The organism is Bordetella hinzii LMG 13501 (assembly GCF_001548475.1).
Classification (GTDB): domain Bacteria; phylum Pseudomonadota; class Gammaproteobacteria; order Burkholderiales; family Burkholderiaceae_B; genus Bordetella; species Bordetella hinzii.
Genome location: NZ_LRUJ01000015.1, coordinates 48367 through 62861, shown reverse-complemented (window position 1 = coordinate 62861; position 14495 = coordinate 48367). Strand labels below are relative to the sequence as shown.

The 14495-nt window shown below is 68.3% G+C and carries 11 protein-coding genes; 2 read left to right on the top strand and 9 right to left on the bottom strand.

All coding sequences use genetic code 11. The annotated features are described in order from the left end of the window. The first annotated feature begins 28 nt into the window (after positions 1 to 28). Positions 29 to 1855, top strand: a complete 1827-nt coding sequence (ilvB, locus tag AXA74_RS11985; protein ID WP_029577840.1) for a biosynthetic-type acetolactate synthase large subunit — start codon at positions 29 to 31, stop codon at positions 1853 to 1855. Between the two features lie 28 nt (positions 1856 to 1883). Here the strand turns inward: ilvB and AXA74_RS11980 are convergent, their stop codons facing one another. The 7 genes from AXA74_RS11980 to AXA74_RS11950 form a co-directional block, all read right to left on the bottom strand. Further along, positions 1884 to 2642 (bottom strand): SDR family oxidoreductase, encoded by a 759-nt coding sequence (locus AXA74_RS11980; protein WP_029577839.1) that lies wholly within the window; start codon positions 2640 to 2642, stop codon positions 1884 to 1886. Between the two features lie 19 nt (positions 2643 to 2661). Next, positions 2662 to 4089 (bottom strand): aldehyde dehydrogenase family protein, encoded by a 1428-nt coding sequence (locus AXA74_RS11975; protein WP_032978947.1) that lies wholly within the window; start codon positions 4087 to 4089, stop codon positions 2662 to 2664. Positions 4090 to 4171: 82 nt separating this feature from the next. Next, positions 4172 to 4972 carry an SDR family oxidoreductase gene (locus tag AXA74_RS11970; RefSeq protein ID WP_032972390.1) on the bottom strand — a complete coding sequence of 267 codons (801 nt, stop codon included), beginning with the start codon at positions 4970 to 4972 and terminating at the stop codon, positions 4172 to 4174. After that, positions 4969 to 5823, bottom strand: coding sequence for an ABC transporter permease (locus AXA74_RS11965; protein WP_029577836.1), 855 nt, complete (start codon positions 5821 to 5823; stop codon positions 4969 to 4971). Before AXA74_RS11965 ends, AXA74_RS11970 begins: the two co-directional genes overlap by 4 nt. Before the next feature lie 11 nt (positions 5824 to 5834). Continuing rightward, positions 5835 to 6605, bottom strand: coding sequence for an ABC transporter ATP-binding protein (locus AXA74_RS11960; RefSeq protein WP_029577835.1), 771 nt, complete (start codon positions 6603 to 6605; stop codon positions 5835 to 5837). After that, entirely contained in the window at positions 6605 to 7651 is a 1047-nt protein-coding gene (locus AXA74_RS11955; protein WP_032978944.1) for an ABC transporter substrate-binding protein, read from the bottom strand. Before AXA74_RS11955 ends, AXA74_RS11960 begins: the two co-directional genes overlap by 1 nt. Before the next feature lie 118 nt (positions 7652 to 7769). After that, positions 7770 to 10391 carry a DNA topoisomerase III gene (locus tag AXA74_RS11950; protein WP_032978941.1) on the bottom strand — a complete coding sequence of 874 codons (2622 nt, stop codon included), beginning with the start codon at positions 10389 to 10391 and terminating at the stop codon, positions 7770 to 7772. Between the two features lie 63 nt (positions 10392 to 10454). Between AXA74_RS11950 and AXA74_RS11945 the strand changes: the two genes are divergently transcribed. Next, positions 10455 to 13076 (top strand): GDYXXLXY domain-containing protein, encoded by a 2622-nt coding sequence (locus AXA74_RS11945; RefSeq protein ID WP_029577832.1) that lies wholly within the window; start codon positions 10455 to 10457, stop codon positions 13074 to 13076. A 2-nt stretch (positions 13077 to 13078) separates the two neighbouring features. Here the strand turns inward: AXA74_RS11945 and gluQRS are convergent, their stop codons facing one another. Continuing rightward, on the bottom strand, positions 13079 to 13948 hold the full coding sequence (gluQRS, locus tag AXA74_RS11940; protein ID WP_029577831.1) for a tRNA glutamyl-Q(34) synthetase GluQRS: 870 nt from the start codon (positions 13946 to 13948) through the stop codon (positions 13079 to 13081). A 61-nt stretch (positions 13949 to 14009) separates the two neighbouring features. Next, positions 14010 to 14468, bottom strand: coding sequence for a DUF494 family protein (locus tag AXA74_RS11935; protein WP_029577830.1), 459 nt, complete (start codon positions 14466 to 14468; stop codon positions 14010 to 14012). Between the last annotated feature and the right edge of the window lie 27 nt (positions 14469 to 14495).

The window sequence follows — 14495 nt, the reverse complement described above, 5'->3', positions numbered from 1 at the left end:
ATAAAAATTCTGCCGAAAGTCCCATAAGATGTTCAGCATGAATGACCGTCTCCACGCCCAGGCGCTCGCCGCCCTCGACACCTCCGATGCTGTCGACCCCCTCCCCGTTCCCGCGGCCGCCAATGGCGCGCAGATCCTGTTGCAGACCCTGATCGACCTGGGGGTGGATACGGTGTTCGGCTATCCGGGGGGGGCCGTGCTGCCGCTGTATGACGCGCTGCACGCCGAGCCGCGCCTGCGCCATGTGCTGGTGCGCCACGAACAGGCCGCCGTGCATGCCGCCGAGGGCTATGCCCGCAGCACGGGCCGCACCGGGGTGGTCTTCGTCACGTCCGGGCCGGGCATGGCGAACACGACCTCCGGCCTGCTCGACGCCATGTGCGATTCCATCCCGGTGCTGTGCATCAGCGGCCAGGTCGCCACCAGCGCCATCGGCACGGATGCCTTCCAGGAGTGCGACGCCATCGGGATCTCGCGTCCGGTCACCAAGTGGAACACCCAGATCCGCCGCTGCGAGGACGTGGCCGACGTGGTGGCCCGCGCTTTCACGCTCACGCGCCAGGGCCGCCCGGGCCCGGTGCTGGTCGATTTGCCCAAGGATGTGCAGCTGGCGCGCCCCTGTGCCGATCACATCGAGCCCAGCGCGGCCCAGGTGGCGGCCTCGCGGGCGCGCCGCCAGGCGGGCAAGACCGCCCTGCGCCTGCCCGCCGGGGCCCTGCGCCGCGCGGCGGCCATGATCGCCCAGGCGCGCCGGCCGATCTTCTACGGCGGCGGCGGCCTGATCAATTCAGGCAGCCAGGCCTGCCAGGCCTTTGCCGACCTGGTGCGCCAGACCGGCGCGCCCTGCACGCTCACGCTCATGGGCCTGGGCGCCTTCCCGGCCTCCGATCCGCAATTCGTCGGCATGCTGGGCATGCATGGCACGCTGGAGGCCAACCTGGCCATGCACCACGCCGACCTGGTGGTATGCATCGGCGCGCGCTTTGACGACCGCATCACCGGCAAGCTGTCGGAATTCTGTCCGCATGCGCGCAAGATCCACGTGGATATCGATCCGGCCTCGATCAACAAAGTGGTGCGCGTGGACGCGGCCCTGGTGGGCGACTGCCTGCCCATGCTGCAGGCCCTGAGCGCCGAACTGGCCGGCCAGTCCCTGCCCGCGGCGCGCCTGGCCGGCTGGTGGGCCCGCATCGAGGGGTGGCGCGCGCGCGATTGCCTGGCCTGGCAGCCGCAGCCCGACGCCATCCTGCCCCAGCAGCTCATGGCGCGCCTTGACGCCGCCTTGAGCGGGCAGGACGCCATCGTGTCGACCGATGTGGGCCAGCATCAGATGTGGGCCGCGCAATACCTGCGTTTCGACCGGCCCGGGCGCTGGCTGACCTCGGGCGGGGCCGGCACCATGGGTTATGGGCTGCCGGCGGCCATCGGCGCGCAGGTCGCGCATCCGGACAAGACCGTGGTGTGCGTCAGCGGCGACGCCTCGGTGCTCATGAACATCCAGGAGTTGTCCACAGCCATGCAGCACCGCACGCCGGTCAAGGTCGTGCTGTGCAACAACGGATATATGGGCATGGTGCGGCAGTGGCAGGAATTGATCCACGGCGGCCGCTACAGCCACAGCTATAACGCATCGCTGCCGGACTTCGTGGCGCTGGCGCGCGCCTTCGGCTGGGGGGCGGCACGGGTCGAACATCCCGATGAGCTGGACGCGGCGCTGGCGCAATGCCTGGCGCATGACGGCCCGTTCTTCCTCGACGTGACGGTGGCGGCCCAGGAAAACTGCTTTCCCATGATGCCCGCCGGCGAAGGCCACCATCGCATGATGCTGGCCGCCGGCAAGTGGTTCGAGGAATGACGCGGCGGCAGCGCGCCCGGCCGCGGCGTTACACGCAGCGGCCGCCGTCGACTTCCAGGCAGGTGCCCGTGATGAAGGCGGCTTCGTCGGAGGCCAGGTAGAGGCAGGCGTTGGCGATGTCCTGCGGGGTCGAGAAGCGGCCCAGCGGGATGGTGCCCAGGAAGCGCTGGCGATTTTCCGGCGTGTCCGGCACGCCCATGAAATCCGCCAGCAGACCGGTGGCGCCGATGACCGGATTGACGCAGTTCACGCGGATGTTGTCCGGGCCCAGTTCCGCGGCCATGGACTTGCTGGTCGTGACCACGGCGCCCTTGCTGCCGTTGTACCAGGTCAGCCCGGGACGCGGCCGGATGGCGGCGGTCGAGGCGATGTTGATGAAGGCGCCGCCGCCGTTGGCGCGGAAGTGCGGCACCATGTGCTTGGCCGTCAGGTAGATGCTCTTGACGTTGATCGCATAGATGCGGTCGAACTCATCTTCCTCCACCTCCAGCATGGGGCGGTTGCGGTGCGTGGTGCCGGCATTGTTGACCACCGTGGTCAGGCCGCCGAACGCCTTGAGCGTGGCGGCCAGCAGCGCGGCGATGTCGTCGCTGCGCGAGACGTCGGCGCGCACGAAGACCGCGCGGCCGCCGGCGCCGTTGATGCTGTCGGCCACGCGCTTGCCGCCGGCCTCATTGATATCGGCCACCACGACATTGGCGCCCTCGCGCGCGAACGTCGTGGCGATGCCCTCGCCGAAACCCGAGCCGGCACCGGTCACGATGGCCGTTTTTCCCTTCAGACGCATGTTGTCTCCTTGTGGTGTATCAGTCGTGCTTGATGGCGATGGTCTTGAGCACGGTAAAGCCGTAGAGCGCTTCGAAACCCTTCTCGCGGCCATGGCCGCTGGCCTTCACGCCGCCGAAGGGCAGTTCCACCCCGCCGCCGGCGCCATAGTTGTTGATGAAGACCTGGCCGCTGCGGATCTTGTGCGCCAGGCGCAGCTGGCGCGCGCCATCGCGTGTCCAGATGCTGGCGGCCAGCCCGTATTGGGTGGCGTTGGCGATGCGCACCGCGTCGGCCTCGTCGTCGAAGGGGATGGCGACCAGCACCGGGCCGAAGATTTCCTCCTGGGCCAGCAGGTGGTCCACCGGCACGTTGGCCAGCAGCGTGGGCGCCTGGAAATACCCGTCGGCGCCATCGACCACGGTGCCGCGCGCGGCGGTGGCGATGCCGTCGGCCTCGGCCTGGCGCAGGAAGCTCTGCACCCGGTCGAGCTGGCTCTTGCGGATCAGGGGGCCGCAATCCAGGTCCAGGCCGGCCGGACCGGCGCGCAGGGCCGAAAAAGCCGCCGACAGGCGCTGCATGACCTTGTCGTAGATGCCGCGCTGGATCAGGATGCGGCTGCCGGCCGAGCAGGTCTGGCCGGCGTTTTGCACGATGGCGTTGACCGCCACCGGGATGAGGGCGTCCAGGTCGGCGTCGTCGAAGACGATCTGCGGCGACTTGCCGCCCAGTTCCAGCGTGGCCGGCACGTGGTTCTCGGCCGCCGTCTGGGTCACCAGTACGCCCACGCGCGGCGAGCCGGTGAAGGAGATGTGGTCGATGCCGGGGTGGCGCGCCAGCGCGTCGCCGGCTTCGTGGCCATAACCGGTGATGATGTTCAGCGCGCCCGGCGGCAGGCCGACTTCGGCGGCCAGCTCGGCCACGCGCAACAGCGACAGGCAGGCGTCCTCGGCCGGCTTGACCACGCAGGCATTGCCCGCGGCCAGCGCGCCGCCCACGCTGCGGCCGAAGATCTGCAGCGGGTAGTTCCAGGGCACGATGTGGCCGGTCACGCCGTGCGGCTCGCGCAGCGTGAGCACGGTGTAGCCATTCTGGTAGGGGATGGTCTCGCCCATCAGCTTGTCGGCCGCGCCGCCGTAGAACTCGAAGTAGCGCGCGATGGCCGTGACATCGGCGCGGGCCTGCTTGATCGGCTTGCCGCAGTCGCGCGATTCGATCTGGGTGAGTTCGTCGTGGTGTTCGAGAATCTTGAGCGACAGGGCCAGCAGGAGCCGGCCGCGCTCGGCCGCCGACAGGCTGCCCCAGGCGCCCTCATAGGCGCGCCGCGAAGATTGCACCGCGCGGTCGATATCGGCCGCATTGCCGCGCGCGATTTTTTCGTAGACCGCGCCGGTGGACGGATCGATGACGTCGATGGTGTCGCTGGTCGAGCCAGGAACAAACCGGTTATCGATGAAATGCTGCTTCATGCCTGACCACCCTTGAAGAAAGAATAATGAGAAAAAGCCACAGCAAAACAAAAACATCGTCGCCGCCGGCCGGCGGACGGGTTCAGAACTGGACGGAGAGGCCTCCGTCGACGGCCAGCACCTGGCCATTGACGAACGCGGCCGCTGGCGAGGCAAGGAATACGGCCGCGCCGGCGATTTCATGGGGCTGTCCCCAGCGGCCCATGGGGTTGCGTGCCGCCAGCCTGGGCCCGACCGCCGGGTCGGCCACCATGGCGGCATTGGTTTCAGTGGCGAAGGTGCCCGGCGCGATCGCATTGCTGGTGATGCCGGCCGGACCGAACTCGGCGGCCAGGGCGCGCATCATGCCGGTCAGTCCCTGTTTGGCGGCCGGATAGACCGCGTCGCCGGCGCGGGCCAGTTCGCCGACCACCGATGTGATCGCGATCAATCGGCCGCTGCCCTGGCGCAGCATGCGCTCGGCGGCCAGCTTGGCCAGCATGATGCCGGCCACCAGGTCGGTGTCGATGAGTTCGCGGATTTCGGCCAGGTCCAGCTCGCGCAACGTCTTGCGGTTGCGCGCGCCGACGTTGTTGACCAGGATGTCCAGCCGGCCGCAGCGTGCATCGATCTCGGCGAAGGCCGCCCGCATGTCCTGCTCGTCGGCGACATCGAAGGGCAGCGCCGAGGCGGCCAGGCCGGCTTCGCGCAGGCGCTGCGCGGCGGCCTCGGCGGCGGCGGCGTTGCGGCCGTTGATAAGCGCATGCGCGCCGCTGGCGGCCATGGCGCGGGCGATTTCCCAGCCCAGGCCCCGGGCCGAGCCGGTGATCAAGGCCACCTGGCCGGTCAGCGAGAACTGCTGCAAATAGGACTGCGAGGGAGGAAGCGTTGGCGCGGACATCATTCGCGGAATTCAGGAGCCCAATGCAGCAGTCTACGCTCTAACCAGGTGACGCAATAGACCAGAACAATCCCCACCACCGACAGCAGCGTCACCGCGGCGAACATATCGGTGGCGTTCAGGGTGGCCAGGGCCGTGATCATCAGATAGCCCATGCCGGTGGTCGAGCCGACGAACTCGGCCAGCACCACGCCGATCAGGGCGAAGCTGATGGCGTTGGGCAGGGCCGCGAATGTCCAGGCCGCCGCCGTGGGGATCTGCACCCGCCACAGGATCTGGCGCGGCGAGCCGCCCAGGGTTCGGCAAAAGTCCACCAGTTCGCGCTCGACGCTGCGCCCGCCCTTGTAGGTATTGAAGAACACCAGGAAGAACACCACGAACCACGACGTCACCACCTTGGAGGCCAGCCCCAGGCCGAAGAACATGGTGATCAGCGGCACGAAGGCGATGCGCGGCATGGAGTTGAAGGCCACGATGAAGGGATTGAAGATATCGGCCAGGAGGCGGCTGCGCGCCAGCGCCAGGCCGACGGCAAAGCCGCTGCCCACGCCCACCACCAGGCCGACCAGCGTGGCCTGCAGGGTCAGCCAGAGATGGGGCCAGACGGATTGCGGACCGGGCTGCAGCCATTGCCACAGCCGCAGCGCCACGCGCGAGGGCTGGCTGATGAAAAAGGGATCGAACAGCGTGTTCTGCACGAACCACGGAATGCGGGTCAGCCCTTCCCAGGCGCCCAGGATGAGCGCCAGCACCAGGACCTGCCAGGCGGTGATGCGCAGGCGGCGCGAGACGGCCTGGCGGCGTTCTTCACGCAGATGCCGCGCGGTGTCGGGAGAGAGAGTAGCGGGATTCATCGTCAAGCGGGTCAGGCGGCGGCGCGGAATTGCTGGCCCAGCACGGCCCACAGGCTTTGCACATGGGCGGTGAACTGGGCGGTCTCGCGCAAGGTGAAGACATCGCGCGGATGGGGGATGGTGATGCGCTCGTCCAGCAGCACCCGGCTGGGCGGGCCGGACAGCACCACGACGCGATCCGACAGCGTGATGGCCTCGTCCAGGTCGTGGGTGACCATGACGATGGTCTGGCCCAGGTTGCGCCAGATCTCGCCCAGTTCGCGGTGCAGATGGGTCTTGGTGTGCGTGTCCAGCGCGCCGAAGGGTTCGTCCAGCAGCAGGATGCGCGGCTCGACCGCCAGGCTCATCAAGAGCGCCACGCGGCGGCGCATGCCGCCGGAGAGCTGGTGGGGATAGGCATGGGCAAAGCCTTCCAGGTGGCCCAGCGCCAGCAGTTGCTGCACGCGCGGCGCGATCCGCGCCGTGGGCACGCCCATGAAGCGCAGGCCCAGCGCCACATTCTTGCTCACGGTGTACCAGGGCAGCAAAGTGTCCTTCTGGAAGATATAGCCCAGCCGCGGCGGCACTTGGCCGTGCACGGGTTGGCCGTCGACGCGGATCTGGCCGGCCGACGGCGGCAGAAAGCCCGCGATCATGTTCAGCAGCGTGCTCTTGCCGCAGCCCGAGGGCCCCACGATGGACAGGAACTCGCCCTCGCCTATCGTCAGGCTGACATCGCCCACCGCGTGCGTGCTGCCTTGCCGGCCATGGTAGACCTTGCCGACGTGCTCCAGCGCGATCATCAGAGGCCTCTGGCCTTGCGCACGAAGCGCATGTCCACGCAGGCCGAATAGGGCGCGCGCGCCAGCTCTTCGTTGGAGAACTGCCGGCCGTCGCCCATGATGGCGGTCAGGCGGGCGTAGGCGTCTTCGGTGATGAGGTTGTCCTTCAGGAAGACGCTGTTCTGGTAGACGCCGAGGGTTTTCTCGATGGCCTCGCGCGGAAAGGCGCTGATGTAGTCGGCGTAGATGGTGTCGGTGACTTCGGCCGCGCTGTGCGCGCTGATGAAATCCTGCGCCTTGACCAGCGCGTCGACAAAGCCCTGCACCACTTCGGGGCGGCGCTCGACGGTGTCGCGCAGCGTCAGCGCGGCAATGCCGGGCACATCGCCGCCCATGAAGGCCTGCCAGGAGGCATCGGTGGTCGCATCGAAGATCGGCACGCCCCAGCCCTCGGCCTTGGCCTGTTCCATCATCGACATGGTCGCCATGCTGGCCGATACCGAGCCCGTCTTCAGCGCCCCCAGCATGGTGGCCAGGTCGCCCAGCGGGCGGATGTCGACCTTGTCGCCCACGCCGGCCTTCTGCATCAGGTAGACGGCCATCAGCCAGGTGCTGGACTGGGGCTGGGTGGCGCCCATGCGCTTGCCGGCCAGGTCCTTCAGTTCGCGCACCTTGCCGCTGTCGTAGTCTTCCTTGCGCACGATCACGTTGGCATAGGTCAGCTTGCGGTCAAAGCCGAACACCAGCGTGGCGGGCTTGCCGGCCAGGGTCAGCGCCGGCGCGGCGGTGGCCGCCGTGGCGCCGAACAGGATCTGTCCGGCGGCCAGCAGCTGGTTGGTGCGCGGGCCGCTTTGGGAGTTGAGGTATTCCACCTCCAGCCCATTCGCCCCGAAATAGCCTTTCTTCAGGGCGACATAGCCGGCGGCGAAAAAGGGGTCGATGCTGCCCTGGCCGTAGACGGCCTTGCCCAGGCGGTTCTGCGCCAGGGCCGGCAGCCCCAGCAGCGAGGTCGCGGCCGCGCTGGCCAGCAACTGGCGGCGCGTCAGGCCGCGGGAGCGAGAAGTCATGTCATCCTCTGTGATGTCGTGGTGGCGTGGCGGTGTCGCCAACGATACCTCAGTCGCCGTCCGGCGGAAAAAAAACATGCCCGGCGAGCCGGGCATGTCGGGATGGCGCCTGGACCGCTCAGCCGGCCGCCTTCTTGACCGCGGTCTTGGCCGCGGTCTTGGTGGCGGTCTTGGTGGCGGTCTTCTTGGCGGCGGCTTTTTTCACGGCGGTCTTGGCCGGGGCCTTCTTGGCGGCGGTCTTGGCCGGCGTCTTGCTGGCCGTCTTGGCCGCGCCGCGTCCCGGCTTGTCGCCGCGCGGCTCGAATTCAAAGCCGACCTTGCCGTCGGGCTGGCGCACGAGGAAGGCCTTGAACTTGCGGTTGGTGCGGCTGGAGACGAAGCCGTCGAGCAGGTCGCTGCGGCCTTCGGAGAGCAGCTTGCTCATCTGCTCGCGCGAGATCTCCTGCTGCAGGATCACCTTGCCCGAACGGAAGTCGCAGCTCTTTTGCGGCCCGACCGCTTTCTCGCAGACATAGCTCATGCCGTGCTCGAACACGCGGGAGCCGCACTTGGGGCAGTTGCCCACCGGCGTATGGCCGCTGAAGTCCACCGGTTCGTCGTCGTCCTCATCGCTCTGGCCGAAGTCGAATTCCAGCTTGTACTCGTCGCTGATGCGCAGGATGGCGGCGAAGGGACGGCCCATCTTGCTGATGAAGCCTTGCAGGGGGCCGATCTCGCGCTTGGCCAGCAGCTCTTCCACTTCGGGCAGCTCGAAGGTGCGCCCGCCGGGGTGCTTGCTGATCGAGAAATCGCATTGCGTGCAGGCATAGCGGCGATAGTTCTCCTTGACCACGCCGCCGCACTTCGGGCAAGGCGTTTGCAGGGTGGCGTAATCGCCCGGCACGGTATCGCGCTCATACTCCTTGGCGCGCTTGACGATGATCTGCGTCATCTGCGCGATCTCGCGCATGAAGGCCTCGCGGTTCAGGCCGCCCTGCTCGATCTGCTTGAGCTTGTGTTCCCACTCCCCGGTCAGCTCGGGCGAGGTCAGCTCGGTGACGTCCAGGCCGGCGAGCAGGGTCATGAGCTGGCGCGCCTTGGCGGTGGGCACCAGGTCGCGGCCTTCGCGGCGCAGATAGCCTTCATTGAGCAGGCCTTCGATGATGGCCGCCCGCGTGGCCGGCGTGCCCAGGCCGCGCTCGGACATGGCTTCGCGCAGTTCTTCGTCGTCGACCAGCTTGCCGGCGCCTTCCATGGCCGACAGCAACGTGGCTTCGTTGTAGCGGGCCGGCGGCTTGGTGGCCAGGGCTTCGGCGCGCACGTCCTCGGTGCGCACGGTCTCGCCATCGGCCACCGGCACCAGGTTGGCGTCCTCGCCCTGGGCCTCCTTGCCGTAGACGGCCAGCCAGCCCGGCGACACCAGCACCTTGCCCTCGGTCTTGAAGCGATGCCCCTGGACCTGGGTCAGGCGGGTGGTGACGCGGTATTCGGCCGCCGGGAAGAACACGGCCAGGAAGCGCTTGAGCACCAGGTCGTAGATCTTGCCCTCGGCCTCGCTCAGGTCATGCGGGATCTGCAGCGTGGGAATGATGGCGAAGTGATCCGAGACCTTCTTGTTGTCGAAGATGCGGCGGTTGGGCTTGACCCAGTCATTGCTCACCACGGTGCCGGCATGGCGGGCCAGCCCGCCCACGGCATGGGAGCTGCCTTCGGCCAGCGCGCGCATGGTCTGGCGCACCGTGTTGATGTAGTCCTCGGGCAGATAGCGCGAATCGGTACGCGGGTAGGTCAGCGCCTTGTGGCGTTCGTACAGCGTCTGGGCCAGGGCCAGCGTGGTCTTGGCCGAGAAGCCGAAGCGGCCGTTGGCCTCGCGCTGCAGCGAGGTCAGGTCATAGAGGGCTGGCGACATCTGGGTCGAGGGCTTGGACTCCTCGGTGACTTCGCCCGCCTGGCCGCGGCAGGCGGCCACCACGCTTTGCGCGGCCGCTTGCGACCACAAGCGGGATTCGCGCTTCTCGGGATCGCGCTCGTCCTTCTTGAAATCCGGATCGATCCAGCGGCCCTCGTACAGGCCGGCGGCGGCCACGAAGGTGGCGTGCACCTCCCAGTAATCGCGCGAGACGAAGCTGCGGATGCGGTTTTCGCGTTCGGCCACGATGGCCAGCGTGGGCGTCTGCACGCGGCCCACGGGCGTCTTGAAGAAGCCGCCGTCCTTGCTGTTGAAGGCCGTCATGGCGCGGGTGCCATTGATGCCCACCAGCCAGTCGGCTTCGGCCCGGGAGCGGGCGGCCGCCTCGAGCGGCTTGAGCTGGACGTCGTCGCGCAGATTCTCGAAGGCCTCGCGGATGGCCGCCTGGGTCATGGATTGCAGCCACAGGCGGCGGATGGGCTTTTTGACCCCCGCATACTGGATGATGTAGCGGAAGATGAGTTCGCCCTCGCGGCCGGCGTCACAGGCGTTGATGATGGCGTCGACATCCTTGCGCTTGGCCAGGCGCACCAGCAGCTTGAGACGCTCGGCGGATTTTTTGTCGGTCGGGCCCAACTCGAAAGCAGGCGGAATCACCGGCAGATGGGTGAAGCTCCATTTGCCCTTGACCGGATCATTGGGCGCCACCAGACTGAGCAAATGTCCGATACTGGAAGCCAGTACGTAACGTTCGCTTTCAAAATAGTCGCCCTCGCGCGCAAAGCCTCCCAGAGCGCGTGATATATCCAGGGCTACCGAGGGTTTCTCGGCAATGATCAGCGTTTTGTTCATGTGTATCCAGTGGCGGCAGTCCCGCCTTAATTAGCGCGGATGATAAGAGGGGAGATTCGCGGCATGCAAGTCGGCACTACTCGGCAGGCGGGATCTGAACTGCACGCATGGCGGCAATTTCTCGGGCGGACGACGCTCTGGCTGGCGGTTTTGCTCCTGGGCAGCGGCGTGATCTGCTGGGTCGCGGCCAACTGGCCCGGCATGGGGATAAGCCGCCGTTTCACCCTGGCCCAGGGCTTGTTGGCTGTCTCGGTGCTGGCCAGCGTCTGGCTGGCCTTGCGCCTGAGGGGGACAGAACGCCTGCGGCAACAGGCCGCCGGCGCGGTCCTGACCCTGTCCGGTCTCTTGCTGGGCGCCTTGCTGGCCCTGCTGGGCCAAACCTACCAGACCGGCGCCGATACCTGGGAACTCTTCGCTTGGTGGGCGGTGTTGCTGCTGCCTTGGGCTCTGGCGGCGGCCACTCAGGTCCTCTGGCTGCTTTGGTGCCTCGTGGTCAACGCCGCCTTGGGCCTATGGATAGGTGAGCACTTACTTGCATGGTGGAACGAGGTCTCCGACCCCGCTTTCGCCGCCCTGGTCATGGCCCTGGCCAACCTCGTCATGCTCGGCGTCTGGGAAATGATGGTCCGGCTGCGGCATATCCGCACGCGGGTCGGCCCGCGGGTCCTGGCCTTCCTGGCCCTGGCCGCCTTGATCCTGCCGCTGCTGTTCGGCGATTTTGTCCTTGGCCGCCAGGGCAATGTCACCGGCCTGGCCTGGATCGCGGTCACGCTGGGGCTGGGGTATTTCTACCAACGCGGCCGCCGTGACCTGGTCATCCTGGCCATGCTGGCCGCCGGGGTGATCTGCGTGTCGCTGCGCGTGGTGGGCGAGTGGCTCATGCAGCTGGCACCCGGCGTCTGGGCCGCCCTGCCCCTGGCCGCCTTGCTCATGGCCGAGGCGGTCTGGGCCGCCCGCTGGCTGCGCCGGCTGGGCGAGCGGGGCCAGCCGGCCGAAGGCGCGCGCGCGGCCACGCTGGCGGCCGACGCCGAACCCGCCGGCATCTCGGCCGGCCTGAGCGTGGATCCGGCCGATGACGCCGCGCCGGTCATCGAGCTGGCCGAGGACACCGGGGCGCGCAATACCGCCACGGCGCCCTGGTATGTGCAGGGGCTGCTGGGCCTGAGCGCCTGGCTGGCCACGGTCCTCCTGCTTGTTTTCCTGTTCTTCTCGGGCATGGTGACCAGCGACCAGGGCGCGGTGGTCTTCGGCCTCGTCCTGTGCGCGGCCGGCGTGGCCGTGGTGCGCGCCGCGGCCGGGCCGTTCTGGCGGCAATGCGCCATCGCCATGGCGTTCGCCGGGCAGCTGCTGGTGCTCTTCAGCTTCGTGGGCAATGATTCGATCGCCAGCGCCAGCCTCTTCATCGTGCTGCTGGCGGCCGCCGTCTATGCCCTTGCCCCCGATGTGCTGCTGCGCTTTCTGAGCGGCGGCTTGATCGCCGTCGGCATGACGGGCCTGGTGTGGCAGGCCTTGCAGCCCGACCTGGCCCGCAACGACATGCTGGAAATGTGGCTGGCGCTGGACGTGCTGCGCGCCACCTTCCTGTGGCTGCCCGTCGCCGTGCTGGGCGCCTGGCTGGCCACGCTGGCCTTCTGCGCCGACCGGCGCCTGGCGCGCGCGCAGCCCCATTTTCTCGAACCCCTGGCCTGGGCTTTCGTGGTGGCCGTGCAGGGCATGGTCTGGATGGCCGGCGGCGTCGGTGTGGACCAATTGCCCGCGCTCTGGAAGCTGCACCGCCTCACCGCGCTCCTGAACCTCGCCGGCGCCCTGCTGCCGGCCGCGGTGGCGTTCTGGCTGCTGTGGCCCCGCCGCCAGGTGCTGACCCGTTCGCTGGTCGTCATCACGCCGCTGGCCCTGCTGGTGCTTGCCCTGTTCTGGCTGCCCAGCCCCGGCATCGCCTTCGCGCTGGCCTGGCTGCTGCTGGGCTTCGGCCTGAACAAGCCGCGGCTGACCGGCTTCGGCGTGCTCAGCCTGCTGGCCTATCTGATGCTGTACTACTACCAGCTCGAAGTGCCCCTGCTGCAGAAGGCGGCCTGGCTGGTGGGCGCGGCCGTGCTGCTCTTCCTGCTGCGCGTGCTGGTCTGGCTGGTGCCCCGGCTGATGCGCACCGATGATGGCCGGCGGCCCGCCGCGCCGCCGCCCTCGCCGGCCGTGCGCCGCCGGGTGGCCGTGGTGCTGGCCGGCCTGGTGCTGGTGCTGGGGGTGTGCAACGTCACCATCTACCAGCGCGAGCAACTGCTGGCCCATGGTCAGGTAGCCATCCTGGAGCTGGCGCCGGTGGATCCGCGTTCACTCATGCAGGGCGATTACATGGCCTTGCGCTTTACGGCGGGCACGGCGGTCGCCAAGCTGCGCCAGGCCGATGAGCAGACCGCCACCGACGGTTATCTGATCCTGTCGCCCGACGCGCGCGGCGTGGCCCAGCCCCTGCGCATCCAGGCCAAGGTGGATCCGCATGCCGCGCCTGAGCTGGTGTTGCGCTACCGCGTGCGCCCGGATGGGGTGCGCATCGTGACCAATGCCTATTTCTTTCCCGAGGGCGAGGCCGCCCGCTACGAGCGCGCGCGCTACGGCGAGGTCAGGCTGGACGGCAGCGGCACCGGGCTGCTGGTGCGCATGCTGGGCGAGGACCTCAAGCCGCTCTAGGCTCAGGCAAAGCGCGCGCCCCAGGCCTGGGTGGCGCGCGCCAGGAAGTCGTCCCGGTCGCGCGCCGCCAGGGGCGCGAAACCCAGGTCCCGCCAGGCGCGCGACAGGCAGCCCAGCGGATCACGGGTGTCCAGGGCGGGCGCGTTGTTCTGCTTGGACAGCTTCAGCCCGCTGTCCGGGTCGGTCACCAGCGGCACATGCATGACCCGCGGCAGGGGCAGGCCCAGCAGGCCTTGCAGCACCCGCTGGCGCGCCGTCGAACCCAGCAGGTCCGCCCCGCGCACCACATCGGTCACGCCCTGCTCGCCATCGTCGACCACGACCGCCAATTGATAGGCCCACAGGCCGTCGGCCCGCTTGAGCACAAAGTCGCCTACCGCGCCGGCCACGTCCTGGGATTGCGGGCCCAGCCAGCGGTCTTCGAAGCGCTCCACGCCTGCAGGGACGCGCAAGCGCCAGGCGCGCGCCTGGCGGCCCGGCGCCAGGCCATGGCGGCAGGTGCCCGGATAGGGACGTTCGCCATCGACGCCGGCCGGCCCGCGCAGCGCCGAATCGGCGATCTCGCGGCGCGTGCAGCCGCAGCCATAGACCAGACCGGCGCCGGCGAGGCGGTCGAAGGCCGCCTGGTAGACCGCGTCGCGGCGGGATTGCCACAGCACTTCGCCTTCCCAGTGCAGGCCCAGCTCGCGCAGCTGGCGCATGATGACGTCATCGGCGCCGGGCACCGCGCGGGGCTTGTCCACGTCTTCGATACGCAGCAGCCAGCGGCCGCGATGGGCGCGGGCATCCAGCCAACTGGCCAGGGCCGCGGCCAGCGAGCCGGCATGCAGCGGCCCGCTCGGGCTGGGGGCGAATCGGCCGATATAGTTCACGTGTCGGGAAGCAGTAAAGGACGCAGGCGCCCTCCGGGGCGCCGCGCGACGGCCGGCCGCGTCAATGCAGCCGGCGGCTTTCTTCGTCGTCCAGCAGTTCTTCGAGCACCAGGTTGTCGATCTCGGCTTCCTGGCTCCAGAGGACCATCAGCGCGATGATCTTGATCTTGGACAGGGAGACCGGCGCATCCGGCGAGGCCAGGGCGCGGTCGATCACGATTTCACGCAGGGGCGCGGGCAGGACGCCGGCTGATTCGAGAAAGGTGATGAAGCCGATCGAGGCGCTGCCGAGCTGTTGATATTCCGAGTCGGTATAGACGCGGAAACCCGTGGCAGGCGTCTGGGCGAGCTCGACGCAGCGTTCCGTGGTTTCGGCCAGGCCGTAGAGCCATCCCAACGCATCGTCGATGTCTTCGTGCTCGAAGCCGGCGGCGGCAAGCCGCTTTGCCAGCACATCGGCCGCAGGACAGGCTTGCGGCGTGTAATAGTTTTCGAACAGATAAACCAGGATATCGAACATATGGCGAGTAAGTTGCCGGTTTGCACA